Origin of the sequence: Flavobacterium haoranii (assembly GCF_009363055.1) — a bacterium.
Taxonomy (GTDB): Bacteria; Bacteroidota; Bacteroidia; order Flavobacteriales; family Flavobacteriaceae; genus Flavobacterium; species Flavobacterium haoranii.
In genome coordinates this window covers 2,092,687-2,113,596 of sequence record NZ_CP045292.1, presented here as the reverse complement: position 1 = coordinate 2,113,596, position 20,910 = coordinate 2,092,687, and the positions used below count along the sequence as shown (strand labels likewise).

19 protein-coding genes and 2 pseudogenes are annotated in these 20,910 nt (G+C 30.6%); 7 read left to right on the top strand and 14 right to left on the bottom strand.

The genetic code is table 11. The annotated features are described in order from the left end of the window. Position 1: 1 nt before the first annotated feature. From GCU34_RS14115 to hemA, 6 genes are read right to left on the bottom strand one after another with little or no spacing between them, the layout of a single operon-like run. Positions 2-262 carry a uroporphyrinogen-III synthase gene (locus GCU34_RS14115; protein WP_394367537.1) on the bottom strand — a complete coding sequence of 87 codons (261 nt, stop codon included), beginning with the start codon at positions 260-262 and terminating at the stop codon, positions 2-4. A gap of 11 nt (positions 263-273) precedes the next feature. After that, the gene (locus tag GCU34_RS14110; protein ID WP_262884243.1) at positions 274-654 is read right to left on the bottom strand and encodes a uroporphyrinogen-III synthase; all 381 of its coding nucleotides are present in this window, start codon (positions 652-654) and stop codon (positions 274-276) included. Further along, on the bottom strand, positions 654-1,361 hold the full coding sequence (locus tag GCU34_RS10080) for a potassium channel family protein (protein WP_072782568.1): 708 nt from the start codon (positions 1,359-1,361) through the stop codon (positions 654-656). The genes GCU34_RS14110 and GCU34_RS10080 overlap by 1 nt, the downstream gene beginning before the upstream one ends. 11 nt (positions 1,362-1,372) lie before the next feature. Next, positions 1,373-3,115 carry a TrkH family potassium uptake protein gene (locus tag GCU34_RS10075; RefSeq protein WP_072782571.1) on the bottom strand — a complete coding sequence of 581 codons (1,743 nt, stop codon included), beginning with the start codon at positions 3,113-3,115 and terminating at the stop codon, positions 1,373-1,375. Between the two features lie 10 nt (positions 3,116-3,125). After that, a complete protein-coding gene (gene hemC / locus GCU34_RS10070; protein WP_072782574.1) occupies positions 3,126-4,046 on the bottom strand; it encodes a hydroxymethylbilane synthase in 921 nt (306 codons plus the stop codon). A 1-nt stretch (position 4,047) separates the two neighbouring features. Continuing rightward, positions 4,048-5,295: a glutamyl-tRNA reductase gene (gene hemA / locus GCU34_RS10065; RefSeq protein WP_072782577.1), complete on the bottom strand. Its 1,248-nt coding sequence runs from the start codon at positions 5,293-5,295 to the stop codon at positions 4,048-4,050. Positions 5,296-5,523: 228 nt separating this feature from the next. Here hemA and GCU34_RS10060 point away from each other — a divergent pair, with 228 nt between their 5' ends. Then, entirely contained in the window at positions 5,524-6,381 is an 858-nt protein-coding gene (locus GCU34_RS10060) for a helix-turn-helix domain-containing protein (RefSeq protein WP_072782579.1), read from the top strand. A gap of 53 nt (positions 6,382-6,434) precedes the next feature. On the opposite strand, the gene GCU34_RS10055 is transcribed toward GCU34_RS10060, so the two are convergent. The 6 genes from GCU34_RS10055 to GCU34_RS10030 all read right to left on the bottom strand — a co-directional run bounded on the left by GCU34_RS10055 (position 6,435) and on the right by GCU34_RS10030 (position 11,315). After that, positions 6,435-7,259, bottom strand: a complete 825-nt coding sequence (locus GCU34_RS10055; RefSeq protein WP_072782581.1) for a hypothetical protein — start codon at positions 7,257-7,259, stop codon at positions 6,435-6,437. A gap of 10 nt (positions 7,260-7,269) precedes the next feature. Continuing rightward, positions 7,270-8,040, bottom strand: a complete 771-nt coding sequence (locus tag GCU34_RS10050; protein ID WP_072782601.1) for a hypothetical protein — start codon at positions 8,038-8,040, stop codon at positions 7,270-7,272. 11 nt (positions 8,041-8,051) lie between these two features. Further along, positions 8,052-8,840: a hypothetical protein gene (locus tag GCU34_RS10045; RefSeq protein WP_072782603.1), complete on the bottom strand. Its 789-nt coding sequence runs from the start codon at positions 8,838-8,840 to the stop codon at positions 8,052-8,054. Positions 8,841-8,937: 97 nt separating this feature from the next. Further along, positions 8,938-9,765 carry a hypothetical protein gene (locus GCU34_RS10040; protein ID WP_072782606.1) on the bottom strand — a complete coding sequence of 276 codons (828 nt, stop codon included), beginning with the start codon at positions 9,763-9,765 and terminating at the stop codon, positions 8,938-8,940. A gap of 16 nt (positions 9,766-9,781) precedes the next feature. Further along, positions 9,782-10,534 (bottom strand): hypothetical protein, encoded by a 753-nt coding sequence (locus GCU34_RS10035; protein WP_152378445.1) that lies wholly within the window; start codon positions 10,532-10,534, stop codon positions 9,782-9,784. A gap of 46 nt (positions 10,535-10,580) precedes the next feature. After that, complete coding sequence (locus GCU34_RS10030) at positions 10,581-11,315, bottom strand: hypothetical protein (RefSeq protein WP_072782612.1); 735 nt, start codon at positions 11,313-11,315, stop codon at positions 10,581-10,583. A gap of 217 nt (positions 11,316-11,532) precedes the next feature. Between GCU34_RS10030 and hemH the strand changes: the two genes are divergently transcribed. The 6 genes and pseudogenes from hemH to GCU34_RS10000 all read left to right on the top strand — a co-directional run bounded on the left by hemH (position 11,533) and on the right by GCU34_RS10000 (position 18,332). Next, entirely contained in the window at positions 11,533-12,555 is a 1,023-nt protein-coding gene (hemH, locus tag GCU34_RS10025; protein ID WP_072782615.1) for a ferrochelatase, read from the top strand. A gap of 4 nt (positions 12,556-12,559) precedes the next feature. Beyond that, a pseudogene (locus GCU34_RS10020) lies at positions 12,560-13,899 on the top strand (MATE family efflux transporter). Continuing rightward, positions 13,899-14,452, top strand: a pseudogene (locus GCU34_RS10015) (CopD family protein). Before GCU34_RS10020 ends, GCU34_RS10015 begins: the two co-directional pseudogenes overlap by 1 nt. A 60-nt stretch (positions 14,453-14,512) precedes the next feature. Then, a complete protein-coding gene (locus tag GCU34_RS10010; RefSeq protein WP_072782624.1) occupies positions 14,513-15,937 on the top strand; it encodes a sensor histidine kinase in 1,425 nt (474 codons plus the stop codon). Between the two features lie 2 nt (positions 15,938-15,939). Further along, complete coding sequence (locus tag GCU34_RS10005) at positions 15,940-16,716, top strand: enoyl-CoA hydratase/isomerase family protein (protein ID WP_072782628.1); 777 nt, start codon at positions 15,940-15,942, stop codon at positions 16,714-16,716. Positions 16,717-16,733: 17 nt separating this feature from the next. Then, on the top strand, positions 16,734-18,332 hold the full coding sequence (locus tag GCU34_RS10000; RefSeq protein ID WP_072782632.1) for a hypothetical protein: 1,599 nt from the start codon (positions 16,734-16,736) through the stop codon (positions 18,330-18,332). Positions 18,333-18,389: 57 nt separating this feature from the next. Here GCU34_RS10000 and GCU34_RS09995 read toward each other — a convergent pair whose 3' ends face one another. Then, on the bottom strand, positions 18,390-20,120 hold the full coding sequence (locus tag GCU34_RS09995) for an alkaline phosphatase D family protein (RefSeq protein WP_072782635.1): 1,731 nt from the start codon (positions 20,118-20,120) through the stop codon (positions 18,390-18,392). A gap of 144 nt (positions 20,121-20,264) precedes the next feature. Next, the gene (locus tag GCU34_RS09990; RefSeq protein ID WP_072782638.1) at positions 20,265-20,900 is read right to left on the bottom strand and encodes an HD domain-containing protein; all 636 of its coding nucleotides are present in this window, start codon (positions 20,898-20,900) and stop codon (positions 20,265-20,267) included. Positions 20,901-20,910 lie beyond the last annotated feature (10 nt).

The following is a 20,910-nucleotide window of genomic DNA, read 5'->3' as shown; positions in this document are numbered from 1 at the left end:
TTTACTCTTTATAATATTTTATACATTTTTTAATTAAGGCTTCAATCGTAGCCTTTTTTGAGACGATAATTTTGTCTGTTTTATTTTTTAAGCTTTCTGCTGTTGTGTTTCCTATGCAAAAGCAAATGGTTTCGTTTAGTTCGTTTTCTTGTAAAAAACTTTCTATGGCAGAAGGACTAAAAAATAATATACCATCTATTTTAGTTTCTATTTTATGTGGTTTTAAAACCGTTTTGTAAACTACAATTTCATTTAGTTCTATGTTGTTTTTCTTTAGTATTTGCGGTAACGTTGCTTTTCTAATGGTACCACAAAAAAAGTAAAATGTAAAGAAGAAAAATCTTGACTTATTTTTTCGGCTAAGTCTTTAGCATTTTCAGCAGAAGCAATTACCTCAAAACCATTTTTCTCTAATAACTTTTTGGTTTTGCTTCCTACACAAAAAACCTTCTTGTTGCTAATTTCTTTCTTAAGAGTAAGTATGCTTTTAACTGCATTTTTACTCGTAAAAATTAAATTTTCGTTGAGGTTTTCTATGGAAAACTTTATAGTTTTTGTTTTAATGAATTTCTTTTCGACTACCAAAAAACCTTTGTTTTCAAGTTTAACCTTGAGTTTTTCTGTAAGTTTTTTAGTGGAAAGAATGGTTTTCATTATTTTCTTATTTCATGTTCTTCTTGATCTTGGCAATAGAACTCAATATTTTTATTGTTTCCATATACAACCAAAATATCACCTTGTTCGATTATTGTATCTGGCATTGGTCGTCCAATACTTTCTTTTTTAATTGTTTTTTTACCAATTAAATTACGTTTTTCGCGTTTGCGAATAATGGTAATTAAGGTTAAATGATATTTATCTATAGAATCTAATTCTTGTAAATTTTTACCAAAAAACTCTGGTTTTGCCAATACTTCCGAAATCGTAAAATTGTCGTCTAACTGATAATTTTCTAGTGTCGATTTAAAATTTATTTGTTTAGTTAAACGATCTGCTGATTCTTGTTCAGGGTGAATTATACTCTGAATCCCCATTGCTTCTAGTACTGTATCGTGAATAGGAGATAAGGCACGGCTAATAATTTTTACATCGCTTAACTTTTTAATGATAGCTGTTGTAATAATAGCAGCACCTTCGTTTTCACCAATAGCAACAACTACTTTGTCGGCATCTTTTAAAGGAACCGCTTCATAGGCCAATTCATTTGTTGAATCCATACAAATAGCATGGGAAATTTTATCTTTAACCAGATTTACTTTTTCCATGTTTTTGTCAATTCCAATCACCTCATTTCCGGTTTCTGTCAAACTTAATGAAAGCGACATTCCGAAATTTCCCAATCCAAAAACAATGATTTTCATATATAATGTAATTAGTTAATCAATATATTTTCTTTTGGATACTCATAAAACTGATGGTTCATTTGACGTAATAAACCAATCATTAAGTTGAGCATACCAATTCTTCCAATAAACATAACTGCAATAAGAACATATTTACTAGGTTCAGTTAATGTTGGTGTGAAATTTAGACTTAAACCAACGGTACTGTATGCAGAAAAACATTCGAAAGCTACTGTGATTAATGGCGTTCCTTTTGGTTCAAAAATAAGAAGCGCCATAATAGCAACACCTATAACAATTAATGAAATACATAAAATTGCAAATGCACGTAAAGTAGATTCGGCAGTAATTCTTCTACCTAGTAATTGAATTCTACTTTTTCCTCTTGCAATCATAATAATATTTAGCGTTGCAATTGCAAAGGTACTTGTTTTAATACCACCACCAGTTGACGCAGGCGAAGCACCAATCCACATTAAAAATATTATGAATAATAATGATGGCAATGTCATTTGAGTAAAATCGATTACATTAAACCCTGCAGTTCTTGGTGTTACCGAATTAAAAGCAGCTGTTGTAAGTTTACCAAAAACTGTTTTATGCATCATTAAGGTATCGTTGTATTCTGATATGTATAAAAAGATCCAACCGCCAATTAATAAGATTAATGTTGTATAAATTACAATTTTAGTATTAAGCGTAATAATTCTAATGTCTTTATGAATAAGTTTACTGTCGCAAAATTCTGTGAAATATGTTTTTATGTATTGATAGAAATTAAATACAATGTTGTGACCTAAACCACCAAAAATAATTAAGGTCATAATAATCCATTGGAAATAATAATGGAATCTAATACTTTCATCATATAAGCCAGAAGAAAGAATAGAGAAACCAGCATTACAAAACGCGGAGATAGAATGGAAAATTGAAAAATAAATTTTGTTATCTATTGCATCTACATCAAGTATAGAAGTGTAAATAAAAATAGCTCCAACAATTTCGACACTTAATGTAAAAATCACAACATTTAATGCAGCTCTAAAAACATCTTTTAAACCTTCATGAGCAATAAAGTCGCGAGTATTTAAACCTTCTTTAAAACTTGAACTACCTCTAAAGAAAAAGGCGAAGAAAGAGGTAAAGGTTAAAATTCCAATTCCTCCTAATTGTATCATTACTAAAATGATAGATTGACCTACGAATGTAAAATCATTTGCAGTGTCCACCACAGCTAATCCGGTTACACAAACTGCACTTGTTGCTGTAAACAAAGCATTTGTAAAAGAGATTCCGTGAGCTGTTGCACTAGGTAGCATTAATAAAAATGCTCCTGTTAAGGCTAGAATTATAAAACTTCCTACAAATACAATTGCGGGATTAAAGTAAATATCATAAATATGACGAACTAATACCAAAAGGCGTAATAAAAAATAGAAAATAAGTCCGCCTTCTAGAATTGGCTTTGCTTTTTGAAGTATATAATCACCACTAAAATCACTATTTAAAACAGCAATAATACCAGAGACAAAAAGTAAAGAGGTTAAAATAACCATGTTTACAAAAGCTACTTTTCGGTTGCTTTTATATTTGTATTTAAAGAATTTAAAAGTATTGAAACCAAGAAGGCCTAATGTTAAAAACACTAATCCTATTACATGTGGTGTGTTGAAGTTTTCTTGAAAATCGTAACCAAAATCAAAAACTATAAATAGTAAAACGATTAAGTCAAAAAACCGAATAATATAATTGAGTAAGGATTCTCTTTCCATTATAAGTAAATTACTTCACCTTTAGTGTTTTGCGAATTTCCTCCATTAGTTGCGCGCCTCCATTATTCAATATTTCATTTGCGCATTTTTCACCAAAAGATTTATAAGTATCAAAAGTACAACTTTTTTTGATATGATAATTTTGTTTTCCGTCTAATGAAAACAATACACCTTCAAATTGAATTTCGTTGTTAACTATTTGTGCCAAAGCACCAATTGGCGCCGTACAACCACCTTCCAAAGTTCTTAAAAAATGACGTTCTATAGTTGTACAAACTTCAGTTTCGTAATGATTAAGTTTTGAAATTGCTTCATCACAAAAAGCATCTCCTTCCATGGTAACAACTAGCATAGCTCCTTGTGCTGGAGCAGGAATCATCCAATCTAAATTAATAAAAGTATCGGGTTTTAAATTGATTCTTTCTAAACCAGCCGCTGCAAAAACAGCTCCGTTCCAATTGTTATCTTTTAATTTTTGAAGTCGAGTATTCACATTTCCTCTTAAATCTTCAACTATATGATTTGGAAATTTGTGTAACCACTGCGCTTTTCTTCTTAAACTTCCAGTTGCTATAGTTCCTTCGGTGTTTAAAAAATCTACATTTCCTTTATGAACTAAAATATCAAAGACATTTGCTCGTTCTAAAACTGCTGTTTGTTTTATTCCTTTTGGAAGTAGTGTAGGGACATCTTTCATGGAATGAACCGCAATGTCGATTTCTCCTTTAATCATGGCAATATCTAATGTTTTAGTAAAAATGCCAGTGATTCCTAATTCATATAAAGGTTTGTCTAAAATTAAATCGCCTGTTGATTTTACTGCAATTATTTCAGTTTTATAGCCTAAATCGTTTAATTTTTTCTCAACGGTTGTTGCTTGCCAAAGTGCTAGTTCGCTATCGCGAGTACCTATTCGTATAGTTTTCAAAATCTTAGTCGTTTAACTGAAATACTTTCTCAATCCATTCAATACTTTCATCTACAGAAGTGTTTTCTTGCTTTAAATGATTTGCAAAATGAGTAGTAATTTTTTGGATAATTCGGTTACTAATAATTTCAGCTTGTTCCTCGTTAAAGTTTTCGAGTTTTTTTCTTTGATAATTTAATTCAGCTTGTTTTATAGAAGCTAATTTTTCTTTTAAAGAATGTATTGTTGGAGCAAATTTTCTCGCTTTTGACCACGATGAAAATTCTTCAATTATTTCTTCAATTATTTCTTCTGCTTGCGGAATATATTGTTTTCTTTTTTCTAATGTATCATCTGTAATTTGAGATAAATGATCCATATGTAACAATGTAACACCTTCAATAGATTTTACATTTTCATTTACATTTTTAGGAATCGATAAATCTAAAATTAATAATGATTTTTTTAAATTTAAAACAGATGCATCTACAGTTGGATTTTGAGCACCCGTAGCAACAATAAGCACATCGGCTTTATGTATTTCTTCTTGTAAGTTTGTGTAATCCTTTACGATTACATTAAACTTTCCAGCAATTTTTTCAGCTTTTTCTTTAGTACGATTTATTAATACGATATGTTCGTTTTTGGTATGTTTTACCAAATTCTCACAAGTATTTCTACCTATTTTTCCAATACCAAAAAGTAAAATGTTTTTATTGCCAATGTTCTCAACATTGTTCATAATATATTGAACCGCTGCAAAAGATACTGAAGTTGCGCCAGAGCTTAATTCGGTTTCGTTCTTAACGCGTTTACTAGCTTGAATAACAGCATTTGTTAAACGTTCTAAATATGCATTCGCTAAGTTCAATTTTTTACTTTCGACGAAACCTTGTTTGATTTGAGAGATAATCTCGAAATCACCTAAAATTTGACTATCTAAACCAGTTCCGACTTTAAATAGATGTTGAATAGCTTCTTTGTTTTTATATATGTAAGCTACATTTTGAAAGTCTTCAACAGTACCTTGACTATTATCGCAAAGTAATTTTATTAGTTGAAAGGGATGCTGTGCAAAACCGTAAATTTCAGTCCTATTACAAGTAGAGATTAAGAATAAACTTTCTATACCTTCATCTTTAGCTTGGTGTAATACATTATTTTTAGATGCATCATCTAGACTAAATTTACCGCGCATTTCAGCGTCTGCTTTTTTATAACTAAGGCCAACAACATAAAAAGATAGTTGTTTGCCGTGTAAAGTATTCTCCATAATGTACTCTTACCTAAAAAGTAACACAAAAGTAATGTGAACTACTTTATAAAAACAACGCTAGAAGAACTTTTTATGTCGCTTAAAGTTATTTTCCTTAAAAAACACACTTTAAAATTAATTCTTTATAACTTTGTAATAAAACAAGGCTTTACAAGGTTTCTTATATAGAATAGTTCTAAATAAAAAACAAATATTTTTCTTTTTACAAATTTAAAAAATATCGCTATGGGTTCTTTTGAAGAAATTAAAATAGAAAACGATTTTATATTATATAAATGTCAAAATGATTCAAATGAAAGCTACAGATTTAATAAAACTGTAAATCAAGGTCTTATACAATTTCATTTTGGTATAAAGGGTAAAGGCATTTTTACTTTTAATCAAGGAAGTTATACTTTAGATTTATTAGAAGAAAAATCGTTATTGTTTTATAATCCGCAAAAAGAGTTGCCAATAGATTTGGAATTGTTGCCAAATTCATGGTGTATTTCAGTAATTATTTCAATAAAAAAATTACACAGTTTATTTTCCAGTGATACTGAAAATATTCCTTTTTTAAGTCAAGATAATATCGATAAAAAATACTATAAAGAAGATGACATCAATCCTTCTATGGCAATAGTTTTAAATCAATTGTTTCATTATAATTTAAGCCAATCTATAAAGAAATTATATTATAAAGGTAAAGGATATGAATTAATCAGTTTATTTTTTAATAAATCTGAAGATCCAAATGCAGAGCAATGTCCTTTTTTAATTGACGAAGAAAATATTTTAAAAATTAGAAAAGCAAAAGAAATTATTATTGCGAATATGGCTGAACCACCAACTTTAGTAGAATTATCTGAAAAAGTAGGGTTAAATTTGAAAAGACTAAAAGAAGGTTTTAAACAAATTTATGGCGATACAGTTTATGGTTTCTTATTAGATTATAAGTTAGATTATGCTAGGCAGTTATTAGATAGCGGCTCTTACAATGTAAATGAAGTTGGTTTAAAAATTGGCTACAGTACTGGTAGTCATTTTATAGCTGCTTTCAAGAAAAAATTTGGTACCACGCCAAAAAAATATTTACAGAACTAGTGAATAAAAAAAGCTCCTTGATTAAGGAGCTTTTTTATTATAAAATTTATTTTTTAGTTGTAGTAGTGTGCTACAATAATTACTTCATCATCACCAGGACCAATTTGCATTTTAACTGCTCCAGTTCCACCAGTATCTGCTACGAATAATATACCCGCAAAAGCAGGACTATATGTTCCCGGTCCTAATTTTACATAATCATGTCCTGTAGCATAAAAAACTTTATCAAACCCTTCAGTTCCTCCAGCTCCAGTAGAGTCACCATTTGTGTAGAAATTACCGCTATAGCCTAATGCTCCTGGATTACCAGCAAAGTTTAATGGAACTCCATCATAATCTGTTGTTACAATTGGACCTACATGACTACCACTTCTTAAATATAAATAAAACTGAGCTGTTCTTGCATGAAAATCATCAACTGGATCACCCGTTTTTTGAATTAGATAAGATAAAGAATAATTGATTTCAACAATTGCTGGTTTTGTTAGTGTAAAAGTTGAACTTCCAGGCCCTATAACTCTTGGCCAACCTGCATATGAATAACCGGAACCGGTACCTGTTTGATTAATTTGATTTCCTGGAGGTCCAGCACTAGTTACTAATGGATCATCTAAATAATTTGCAGGATTAAATAGAATGCCTATATCTGCTGGCGTGTCAGCAAGTACTAAATCACCATCTGCATCTACATAAACTCTTGAATTTTGTCTGTTTCCTAGATTTAATGGGTTGTTAGTTTCATTCAATCCTTCAACTCTTATAATTGAAGTTGGTCCTGCAACGTTTAATTCTTCAGCAGGAGCAGTTGTATTAACACCAACTTGTGCAAATGCAATCGAATTTGCTAAAATTGTAATAGTATATAATATTTTTCTCATAGCTAGTGAATTAATTGTAAAGACGAATTTTTAAATAATCAGAAGAACCTCCAAATCCTACATAGGTATTTAAGTTGGTTCCATCATTTGTTTCTCCAAAAAAGACTAAAGCATGATTTCCTGCAGGGATGTTTCCATATCCAACACCATGAATAAAGGCGTATCCTAAAGAACCTTGATCGTAAGATGTATAAGCTTCTCCGTGTAATCCATAAACTTTAGATAATTCAGTAGTATCTAAACCGTCATTATTTAAATCTATATAGAAATAACAACGAATAGTTCTTGTAGAAACATCTGAAAATGTATACGCAAATTGCTGTGGAAGTACTTGGCTTGACAAGTCAACAGTCATAGCATATCGAACTTCAATCAATGCATCTTGAGGACTGGTAAATGGAACAGAAGCTATTTGTGCTGTTGCACTAGTAATTGTAGTGTCGTTTGTTACTACTGTACCATCTCCATATGGGCCGTTCGGTACAAAGTTAGGAATACTGATTAGAAAGTTTAAAGGTTCATTTGTGCCAGGACCTCCACCTGTATTCCAACCAGAAGGATCTATTGTAATGTCTCCATTTCCAGTAACAAAAGCTGGTGCTAGTTTTACTCCATCATTTAAAATAGGTTCATTAATGCTATTTAAACTTTCAATTCGTATTGTTGATGTAGCTCCTGCAATATGTAACTCTTGTTGCGGATTATCGGTTCCTATACCGACTTGCCCAAACATAAAATTGCTAGCCAAAAATATTGTTATATATAAAGTAATTTTTTTCATAGAATTTTATTTTAGTGTAAACGTAAGAAAATAGCATCAGGTCCACCAGCAAACCTAACAAAAGTAGCCCTGTTGTTGGTTCCCGAACATACTGTTCCGTAAAAACGAAGTGTATGGGTACCAGGGGTTAAATAAATATATGATGTTCCACTATTGTAAATGTATCCTGTTGAAGCATTTGGGAGTGCTAAGTTAGGTTTTGAAGGATCTATAGCTCCACTTCCCTTGGTTGCAGGATTATTAAAGTTAAAGTAACATTTAGAGTGTGCAGCATACCTTCTCGTTGTAGATGTTAGAGTAGCTGCATCTAATGTAAAAAAGTTAGTAATATTCCTTGCATATGGATCTTGAATGATTTGTAATAAATTATTTCTAAAAACCTCAATACTTAAAGAATATTTGATTTCTAAAACTGTATTTCTACTAACTGTAAATGTATACGATGTAATTTCAACAGACTCATAACCATCGTTAGCCTGAACAATAGGAATAATTGATAATTGTGAGTTTATGGGATCTGTTGATAAATAGGCATCATTACCATCACTATTGTTATAGGCAGATGTTTGAAGTGTCATATCTCCATTTTCATCAACAAATAGAGGGTAAGTTTTGTCCGCTTCTCCGCCATTATAACTGTTGTTTGTTGAGTTTAGACCGTCAACTCTCACGGTTCCTGTTTGGGAACCTAGGTGTAAGGTTTGTTCTGGAACCTTTTCGTTAATTCCAACTCCTTGAGTTTGAGAAAATGTATTTAAATAAGTTAAAAAGGTTAATAAGAGTAATATTTTTCTTACCATTTAGCATTTTTTTTATAGATTTTAATGCAAATAATAAAAAAATAATATTACACAACTAAAATGTTAAATTTCTTTAACATATGATAAAAATCATTTCTTAATTAAAGTAATGTGCAATTACCTGAACTTCATCATTTTCGACTCCTAGGTACATTTTTATAGCTCCCGTGGCATTTGTATCTCCTACTTCTAATTGTGCAGCAAACATAGGTGTATAGGTTCCAGGTCCAAGTATCACATAATCAGAAGCAGAATTTCTAAAGCCACTCCAAACACCCTCATCTTTATCTTCATTGTTATAAATTTGGCCATTAATCCCAATCATGCCAGCTACTTGTGTACAACTTGAATTTATACAAAGTGCACCACCATTTATAGGATTTCCAAAATAATCATTAACAACGGGGGGGCCTGTATAATCATTTAGTCTAAAATAAACACCAGTTTGAACAACTCGAGCTCTATAATCGTCAATTCTAGAAGTTGGACTAGCATTTTTACCTAAGTTCCAAGAAACAGAATAGTTGATTTCGACTACCGCTGGTGCTGTTAGTGTAAAAGAAGCAGCTAAACCTAAAGTTGGTATTCCTGCCTCACTAAAACCTGATCCTTCACCAGTTTGTAATATTAGTGAGGTAGGATTTTGAACATCTCTTAAATAATTATCGGAATCAAAAATTAATTGAATATTATCTTTTAATTCTCCTAGAACTAAATCACCAAATTCATTTACAAAAACTTTTGAAGTAGAGTTTGTTCCAAGGTTATTCACATTATTTATTTCATTCAAGCCTTCAACTCTTATTGTAGAGGTTGCTCCTGCAATATGTAATTCTTCTTCTGGACTTGTTGTTTTAATACCAACATTTTGTGATATGACATTTAATGTTGCAAAAAGTAGTATGTAAAAGTATTTTTTTGTCATAACTAAAAAGATTTAATTAGTAAACTCTAATTTTTAGATATTCGTTTGCTCCACCAAATCCTATGCTTGTATAAGTGTCAGGAGGATCGTTTACAACACCATAAAAATATACTGTATGTGTACCTGAAGGTAATGTTGCATATGCTTGACTGTTCATGTAGGTGTAACCACGAGTACCTCCTTTAGCGGTTCCATAATATTGACCTTTGGTTCCATAATGTTTTGCAAGTTCAGTAGCGTCTAAACCATCAGAGAATAAATCAATACAAAAATAGGTTTGGTAGCTTCTTGTTCTTTCGTCGGTTATAAAACTTGGGTCGTAAGGCGTTGATGATAAGTCTGTTGCCGAATATAAAATTGACATAGCATATTTAAATTCAATCATTGAGGCTGATGGAACTGTAATGGTGATACTGTGTATAAGTCCAGTAACTGATTCGGTTGAATTGTCGCTGTTAATTACTCTTCCGTGGTCATTATAGGGTACAGGTAACGACAGTATATTATCGGGCACAAAATTAGGAGTATCCATTAAAATGATTAAAGGAAGTTCATAGCCTGTTCCTCCTGAAATATAAGTAGGTGGAGTTAAAGTTAAATTTCCTTTATTGGTAACATAAACAGGTGTTAATTCTAGACCGTTGTTTTCAACATTATTAATTACATCCAATCCTTCAATTCTAATTGTAGAATTACTTCCTGCAACGTGTAAATCTTGTTGAGGTGTTTGAGTTCCAATTCCAACCTGTCCAAATGAGATATAACTCACCCATATAAACAATAAGTAAATTTTTTCATGGTATTAAGATTTAGGGTTAGTTCAATTTACACATTAAAGTGTCATCTCCTCTTCCAAAAATTACACAAGTAGCAAGTCCAGTGTTTGGGTTGCTTGCTTTTAGTCCCGAAGAAACTTCTCCAAACATTTCTATTGTATAGGTTCCGGCAGCTGGAATGACAATGTATGAAGAAGACATGTTGTAAAACATTCCAGTTACGTTGCCTCTATTGTCTCCACCAGTATAACACTTAGATACATGGCAATACTTTCTAGTAGAGCCATTTAACCTGAAATAAGTATTTATTCTTCTTGAAAGTTTATCGGTAAGTTCAACTTCTTCAGTATTTCTAAAAACTTCAAAACTTAAATTGTATTTAACAAGTAGTAGTGAAGGTCTGTTTACAGAAATCGTAAAACTATAAATTCTTACTGTTTCTAATCCATCATTGTCTCCATCAAGAATAACAGCGGTAGATGTGTTGATATTAGTATCGTCAAATGCATCATTACCATCACTATTGTACAAAATTTGATTATAAAGTGTCATGTCACCTTTTTCATCAACAAATAGTGGATAAGTGTGTGCGGGACCGTTATTGTAAATATTATTGTTTTCATCGAGACCTTCAACTCTAATGGTTCCCGTAGGTGTACCAAGATGTAAAGTTTGTTCAGGAACTGTCTCGTTTATTCCTACTCCAGAAACTTGCGCAGCAGTAGAAAGACTTATTAAAAATAAGAAAATAATGGGTAGGTAGATTTTTGTCATAAGCAATCATAAATTTGGGGGTTGGACACTTATGTTAGGGGCCTCTAAATTATAAAAAATTTAATCAAAAACGACTTTTTTATTAAAAAAAATAAAAATTTAACATTAGGTACATAAAATCTGTAATAAAAATTGTTATAATTTAAAAATTTATTAAGAAGAATGTTACAAATCTAAAATTTAACTGCTTTTTAGTAACTTTGAAAAAAAGTATAAAGTGAAAAAAGGAGTTTTATTAGTAAATCTAGGTTCGCCTGAAAGTACTGAAGTTAAAGATGTTAAGAAATATTTAGATGAATTTTTAATGGATGAAAGGGTTATAGATGTTCCATATCTATTGAGAGTTCTACTTGTAAAAGGTATAATTTTAAATACTAGACCTAAAAAATCTGCAAAAGCTTACAAGAGAATTTGGTGGGATGAGGGTTCTCCATTAATTGTATTATCAAAAAGACTTCAAAATAAAGTACAAGATAATGTTTCTGTTCCAGTTGTTTTAGCTATGCGCTATGGTAATCCAAGTATTGAAGCAGGTTTAAAAGAACTGCATGAAAAAGGAGTAAATGAGGTTTTGTTAATTCCAATGTATCCTCAGTTTGCAATGGCAACTACAGAAACTATTTTAGTATTAGCAGAAAAAATTAGACAAACTAAATTTCCAAACATGAGTTTTACTATTTTACCTGCTTTTTACAATCAACCAGATTATATAAGAGATTTATCAAACTCAATTCAAACAGAGTTAAATAATTTTGATGCGGAACATTTATTGTTTTCTTATCATGGAGTACCAGAACGTCATATTAAAAAATCCGATGTTACAAAATCGCATTGTAAAATTGATGGTTCATGTTGTAATACACCTTCAAAAGCTCATGAATTTTGCTATAGACATCAGTGTTATGAAACAACAAAACAGGTTGCTAAATTTTTAAATCTCAAAGAAGGAACTTATAGTACATCTTTTCAATCTAGATTAGGTAAAGATCCTTGGTTACAGCCTTACACAGATGCTACTATTGATGGTTTTGCAAAAAATGGTGTAAAAAAACTAGCAGTTGTAACCCCAGCATTCGTTTCAGATTGTTTGGAAACATTAGAAGAAATTGGTTTAGAGGCAGCACATAGTTTTAAAGAAAATGGAGGAGAAGATTTTTTAACAATCCCATGTTTAAATGATAATGACGATTGGGTGAAAACATTAAGTAGATGGATTGACCAATGGGCAATCCAAAATTAAATTTATGAAAGTAACTTTAGAAGAACTGGGAAGTTTAGATATAAAACAATTATTGATTAAACAATCTGTTCCAGCTTCAATAGGAATTTTGTTTATGTCAATTAATATTTTAATCGACACCATTTTTGTAGGACAATGGATTGGTTCGCTTGCCATTGCAGCAGTATCTGTAGTATTACCTATTTCGTTTTTAATTTCTTCATTAGGAATGGCAATAGGAATTGGTGGAAGTTCCATTATCTCTAGAGCACTTGGAGCAAAAGATAAAGAGAAAGCGTTACATACTTTTGGGAACCAAATTATGATGAGCTTAACTTTAGCTTTAGTTTCAGTATCATTAGGTTTTGCTTTTTTTGATAAAGTTTTGATCTTATTTGGAGCTAATGGAGAGATATTGGAACCCGCAAAAGAATTTTTTCTTCCTGTTTTATTAGGTGTTCCATTTTTGGCACTTTGCATGATGGGAAATACTGTAATAAGAGCCGAAGGTAAGGCTAAGTTTGCTATGTATGCGATGATTATTCCTGCTTTTGGAAACATTATAATGGATGTTTTTTTATTAAGTTTTTAAATTGGGGAATGTTTGGTGCTGCATTAGCTACTTCAATATCATATTTACTTTGCTTTTTGTTTATACTCTGGTTTTTTATTTATAAGAGTGAACTGCAAATAAGTTGGCATCATCTTAAACCAAATCCTGTTTTAGTAAAAGAAATTACAGCATTAGGATTTGTGACTTTTGCGCGTCAAGGAGTTGTGAGTTTATTGGCAATTATAGTGAATCAAACCTTATTTGTTTATGGAGGTGAACATGGCGTAACAGTTTATGGAATTATAAATAGAATGCTAATGTTTGCTTATTTTCCTATTTTAGGAATTACCCAAGGGTTTCTACCAATTGCTGGATATAATTATGGAGCTAAAAATTTTCATCGGGTTAAAGAAACAATCGTAAAATCGATTGTAGCCGCGGCAGTAATGGCAACCTGCATATTTGTAGTTATTTATTTTTTTGCTGAACCTATTGTAAGGGTTTTTACGACTGATGTTGACATTTTAAAAATAACACCTCAAGCTTTAATTTTCGTTTTTGCGGCTACTCCTATTATAGCTTTACAATTAATTGGCGCGGCTTATTTTCAAGCAGTAGGTAAGGCAATTCCAGCATTATTACTAACTTTAACAAAACAAGGATTTTTCTTGATACCTTTGGTTTTATTATTGCCTAAGTATTTTGGAATACATGGCGTGTGGATTGCATTTCCTATAGCCGATTTATTATCGACTTTAGTAACAGCATATTTTTTAAATCGAGAAATTAAAACCAAATTAATAGAATATTAATGGAATTATACAATTATATAAAAGCATTACATTTAATTTTTGTAGTTACTTGGTTTGCAGGGTTGTTTTATATGGTGCGTCTTTTTGTATATCACGCAGAAGCAAAAACAAAACCAGAACCAGAACAGTCTATTTTAATAAAGCAATATCAATTAATGCAATATAGGTTGTGGTATATTATTACTTGGCCAAGTGCAGTTTTAGCAAGTTTTTTTGCTTTTTGGATGTTGTTTTTTACCGAAGTTGGTCAAGTTTGGTTACAACAACCATGGATGCATGTTAAATTACTTTTTGTTTTTTATTGTATTTATACCATTTAAAATGCCATCAAATATTCAAGCAATTGCAAAAAAATGAAGTCAAAAATAGCTCTGGCTTTTTTAGATTATGGAATGAAGGAGCTACTATAATTTTATTTGCAGTTGTTTTTTTGGTTATTTTAAAGAATGCTGTGAACTGGATTTTTGGTGTTATCGGAATTATTCTTTTTTCCGTACTTTTAATGTTAGGTTATAAGTTTTATAAAAAAATTAGAGAAAAGAATAACTCTTAAATGTATTATAGATTACTAAATTTAAAACAACTTTCCTTAAGGGTAAGAATATTTTTAGCCATGATATTTTTAACCTTAATAGCTTCTGTTTTAATAGCACTAGTATCTATTTATCAATTTAGAAAAGAGGCAAAAGAATACCATCAAGATAGATTAGAAAGAAAAGAAAATTCTATTGTAGGTCATATTAATTATGTACTTCAAACTACAACTTATCCACTTACTACAGAAAATATTCCTTTAATATTCAAAGAAAGAATCCATGAATTAGCCGATATTCATAGTATGGAAATTAACTTTTATGATTTAAAAGGAAACTTATTAATTTCTTCAAAAGCAGTTTTTAAAGTAGATAGTATTTTACCCAAAATTGACCCTGCAACTTTACGAATTTTACAAGGAACAATCGAGAAACGTTACGTTGAATTTGTAAAAATTGATGGGCAACAATATCGTTCGTCTTATTCTTATGTAAAAGATAATAAGTTTAAACCATTAGCCATTTTAAATTTGCCTTACGAAGAAGACACAAGTTTTTATGACAATGAAGTAAAGAGCTTTTTAATGCGTTTTGGTCAGGTTTATCTATTAATGTTTCTAATTGCGATTATTCTTTCTTACTTTTTATCGAGTTATATTACTAAATCGCTTCAAATTATTAGTGATAAAATAAGGGAAACCAATTTTACCAATAAAAACCAAAAAATTGTTTTACAAGAAGGAAGTAGAGAAATAAATATTCTAATTGATTCCTATAATAAAATGGTAGACCAATTAGAAGATAGTGCTAATAAACTAGCACAAAGTGAACGCGAACAAGCTTGGCGAGAAATGGCGAAACAAGTGGCACACGAAATTAAAAATCCGTTGACACCTATGCGCTTAACGGTTCAAAGCTTTGAAAGAAGATTTGATGAAAATGATCCTAATATTAAGCAAAAATTAGCCGATTTTTCAAGTATTTTAATCCAGCAAATAGATACCATGAGTGCCGTTGCAAATGCTTTTTCAAATTTTGCATCGATGCCGGCACAACAAAACGAAACACTTAATGTAGTTAAGATCGTGCAATTAGCATTAGAAATTTTCAATGAAGATTTTATTGAGTTTGTTCACGAAAAAGATGAAATAATTGCCGAAATAGATAGAACACAATTAATTCGTGTGATTACAAACTTGGTTAAAAATGCCATACAAGCAATTCCAGAAGAAAAAGCAGATAAAAGAGTAGTTGTTGTTGTAGAGCAAATTGGGAATCAAGTTAAAATTTCAGTTACCGACAACGGAAAAGGAATCTCAGAAGAAAACAAAGCAAGAATTTTTGAACCAAAATTTACGACTAAATCTAGCGGGATGGGATTGGGTTTACCAATTATAAAAAATATAATTGAGAATTATAATGGAACCATTAACTTTGAAAGCCAAAAAGGTTCAGGAACAACTTTTATCGTAATGTTCCCAATTATTAATAAAGAAAATAATTAACCATGGAAAATATTTTAATAGAAAAAAGCGAAAACATTGCTTTGGTAACAATTAATAGACCAACAAAATTAAATGCTTTAAATAAAGCTACAATTGAAGAATTACACGAAGGTTTTAAAATGTTAAATAATGATACTGATGTAAAAGTTATCATTGTAACAGGAAGCGGTGAAAAAGCATTTGTTGCAGGTGCCGATATTTCTGAATTTGCAAATTTTTCAGTAGAAGAAGGTGGAAAATTAGCAGCAAAAGGACAAGAAGTATTATTTGATTTCGTTCAAAATTTGAGCACACCCGTTATTGCAGCTGTTAATGGTTTTGCTCTTGGTGGCGGACTAGAATTGGCGATGGCTTGTCATTTTAGAGTGGCATCAGATAATGCAAAAATGGGATTGCCAGAAGTAACATTAGGTGTAATTCCAGGTTATGGAGGTACACAACGCTTGGCACAATTAGTAGGTAAAGGCAGAGCTATGGAAATGATTATGACAGCAGGAATGGTAGATGCTTCAACAGCTTTGAACTATGGTTTAGTTAATCATGTAGTACCACAAAATGAATTAGTAGATTTTGCTAAAGGAATTGCTTCAAAGATTACTAAAAACTCTAGTGTTGCTATTGCAAAAGCAATCGAATCTGTAAATGCTAACTATACAGATGGTGTTAATGGTTATGAGGTTGAAATTAAAAACTTCGGAGCTTGTTTTGGTACTGAAGATTTTAAAGAAGGCACCACTGCATTTTTAGAAAAACGTAAAGCAAATTTTCCAGGTAAATAATTAATTATAAATAATAAATGAATTTTAAATCAATTTTTTTTGCTCTTTTACTAATTGTATTAAGTGCAAATTTTGCTATTGGTCAATCTACAGATTTTAAAGTTACCAAAAGTGAAATTTTTAAAGATAAAAACACAAATTCTGATTTAGCTTTTTCAGCTAGCGATGATAAAGGAGGCTTGGTTTTACTAAGACATTTGTATAGTAAACTTGGAATGAATTCAAGAGGATATATCTTAGAATATTATGATGAAAATTTAAAACTTGTCAATCAAAAAGAGTTCGAAGATAAAAAATCTGGAATTAAAGGGATGTTTGTTAAAGACAACACTGTAAATTTAATTGAGTGTATTGTTAACAAGAGTGAAGAAACTATAGAATATAACGTAATAAAAGGAAGTCTTTCTGATTTTAATTTTACTAAAAATAATATTTTTTCGATTGGCAAAGATAATGTTAGAAGTCCATTTGCAATTGGAGTAGGTCTTTTCTTCTTTTCAAATTTTTCTCAGATTGATCACGATCCATATGGAGAAGTAAGAATATCAGCAACAGGAAAATACATAGCATTTAATTTTGATATCAAAAACAAAAAGCAAGAAACGCATCGAGTTTTAGTATATGATAATCAATTGAATAAAGTTTATGAAAAAGAATTTTCTGAGAACATAAAGGATAAATATTTTAAATATAATTCTTTTGAGGTAAGTGATGAAGATGGAACAGTTTACTTTTTAGGAAAAGCTTATAAAAATGAAAGTTTTAAAGATAGAGTAGACGATCAAATTAATTACACTTACAAGTTATACAGTATCAACAATTCTGGAGTTAATTCTAAATCTTTCGAAACAAACGATACTTATATAAATTCGCTTGAAGTTTTATTAAATCAAAAAGGATTGTTTTGCATAGGAATGTATTCTGAAAAAAATTCTAATGATTTTAGAGGTTTTGCTTATTACAAATTAGATAAAAATGAATTAACAGTTCAAAAAACAAAAATGACTCCTTTTTCTGAACAATTTATGATTGATAAACATGGTGAAAAAAAAGGGAAAAAGAAATCTGACAAGAAAAAAGAAATTAGTGATGTTGTATATCGAGACTTTTTTATTTCTGATAATAATGAAATTTATTTTAATGCAGAAGAATTTTATATAACAACGCACACTACATTCGGGCCAAACGGACAAACTTCGACAAGAACAGTTTATCATTACAATGATATTTATTCTTGTAAATTTAATTTTGAAGGGGAGATGATTTGGATGCGAACAATTAATAAAGGACAAGCTACTTCTGGATTAACTGATTATTTGTCTTTTACATCGGGTGTTAAAGATGGGAAAATGTATTTGTTTTTAAATGGTGATGATGATGTAAAGAAATTAAAAGATAATCGAATTGCATTTGCGCAAGCAAGTGTAAAAAAAATGAATTTATATGTTATAGAAATTGAACCAAACGGAGATTTTAATTATAAAATTTTAATTAGTGATAAAGATTCAAAAGTTACTTATAGAACTAATGGAGGACTTTTTTCAAATAAATTTTCAGCTATATTTTTAGAAGGTAATAAGGGAAGAGATAAGCGAATTGCTAAAATTGAGTTATAATAAAAAAAGGTCGCGTTTAGCGACCTTTTTTGTAGATAGAATTTAAATAAGAAGAAATTAAGCTGAATAATTTTCTGTTTTATCAGTAGAAATGAAGTATCCGTCGCTGAAAACGGATGATACAAATTTCCATTCGGCATCAGCACTAGAAGGTGTGAAGCGAATTTCTAAGAAGCCTCTATCTACAGCATTTAGATAATCTAAATCGTTTACTAAAATTTGCATAGCATCTTCAAAACTGTTTATAGTGCTAGGGTCAATTCCTAAATAATTTTCTAATCCTGGAGAAGTTACAGAGGAGGTAGCAAATTCTCTACCTACGATATTATTTGAACTATCTGAAAGTTTGTTATACCAAGCATTATGAGTGTCACCTGCAAGAGAGATTACTTTTTTACCAGATAAATTAGCATATAAAACTTCTCTTTCAATTGGATATCCATCCCAAGCATCAAGGTTATAAGGCAAAACGGTTGAAATTCGAGTTTGCTCTTCAGCAGTAACAGGTATTCCGTTAGCCATTTTTAATTTTATAGTTACCAATTCTGTAATTTGTTGTTGAAAATATACCATTGTACTTGGTGATGCAGAACCCGTTGCACTCACTTCAGCTTCCACAGTTGCAAGTGTTCCTAACATTTCTGCAGGTAACATCATTTTTCCCATTAATACTTGTTGACCTAAAACTTGCCAAGTAGTTGTACTGTTGTTAAGTTCAGAAATTAACCAATTGCGTTGTGTTGAACCTAAAATACTTCTGTTTGGATTCAACCAATCATTTTGGAAAGCTCCTGCATTGAAATTTCCTGAAGCATCATAATAATTTGCATAATTTAATTGTTGATCTCGACCAATAACACGCGTGTCAAGCATAATTAAATTAACTAAGTTTCCAATATTAAAACTTCTATAAATAATGTTTTTATCACTTGTTTTTACTGGTAAATATTCGCTATAAGCTCTAATAGCCGCTTCTTTTCTTTCAGTAAAACTCCCTTCATTAACTTGGTGATTTTCCGCTCCATCTTTAAAAGTATCATTTGCGATTTCATGATCGTCCCAAACACATATAAAAGGTTTTTTTTGATGTGCTAATTGTAAGTTTTTATCAGAACGATATTGTTTGTAGCGTTCTCTATAATCATATAAAGTAAATAATTCTGTTGAAGGTTTATGATTTCTTCCTATACTGGCTGTGTATTCATTTGTGCCATATTCACCTTCACCATATTCGTAAATGTAATCGCCAAGATGCACAATTATATCGGCATTTGAATTTGCCATAGCGCCGTAAACATTAAATAAACCTGCTTGATAGTTTGCACATGAACAAACAGCTAATTTAATTTCGTCAGCATTTAAAGGAAGTGTAATTGTTTCTCCAACAACTGAAACGCTATTATCTTCTACGCTAAAAAAACGATAAAATAATTTTGAGTTAGGCTCTAAATTTTGAATTTCAACTGCAAGTGTATAATCTGTAGTAAAATCGACTATAGCTTCACCACTTCTTACAACATTTTTAAATGATGAATCGTAAGCAACTTGCCAAAATATTTTTGCTTCTTTTTTAGAAGATTCATATTTTGTCCAAATAATTACTTGATCATGACTTGGATCAAAGCTGGCAACCCCATATAAAAAGCTATCGTTTGTATAGGTTGAAGGAATGTCGTAAACTTCATAATCGTTGCTACAACTTATAATATTTGGAGCTAGTAAAACCCCACCAGTTGTAAGTAAAGAATTAAATAAGAAGCGTCTTCTTGAAATTGAATTTTGGCTCATTGAGATAGAATTATTTTGTTGTTCAAAATTCGAATTCTATTTTTTTCTGGCCTTCAATTAAAAATTAAAAATTTGTAAAGTTTAAATTATAAATAACTATTTAAAACGGGTTAAAATTTAATTTATGTAAACTAAAAAGTTAAATTAACTGTCCCATTCCGAATAAAATTGTGCTAAAAACAATTCCATAAAACGATGACGTTCTTCAGCCATTTTTTTACCTGTTTTAGTATTCATTTTATCTTTTAATAGCAATAATTTTTCATAAAAGTGATTAATTGTTGGTGCTTCACTTTTTTTATATTCTTCTTTAGTCATGTTAGTTTTTGGAGCAATATTTGGATCATAAAGTGCTCGGTTTTTAAAACCACCATAATTAAATGTTCTCGCAATTCCAATAGCACCAATAGCATCTAAGCGATCTGCATCTTGAACTATATCTAGTTCAATAGAACTGTATTTTTTTTCAAAATTACCGCCTTTAAAAGAAATGTTCTCGATAATCGCAATTACATCATTAATAGTTTCAGAATCTACATTTTCTTGTTCCAAAAAATTGCGAGTTACTTTTGGCCCTATGGTTTCATCACCATTATGAAATTTTGAATCGGCAATATCGTGTAATAAAGCAGCAAGTTGTACTACTAAAAGGTTACAGTCTTCGTCTTCAGCAATTTTTACTGAGTTTCTATAAACACGCTCTATGTGAAACCAATCGTGGCCACCTTCTGCGTGTTCTAAAGTTTGTTTTACAAATTGTATGGTTCTACTAAGTATCATTCAAAAAAAA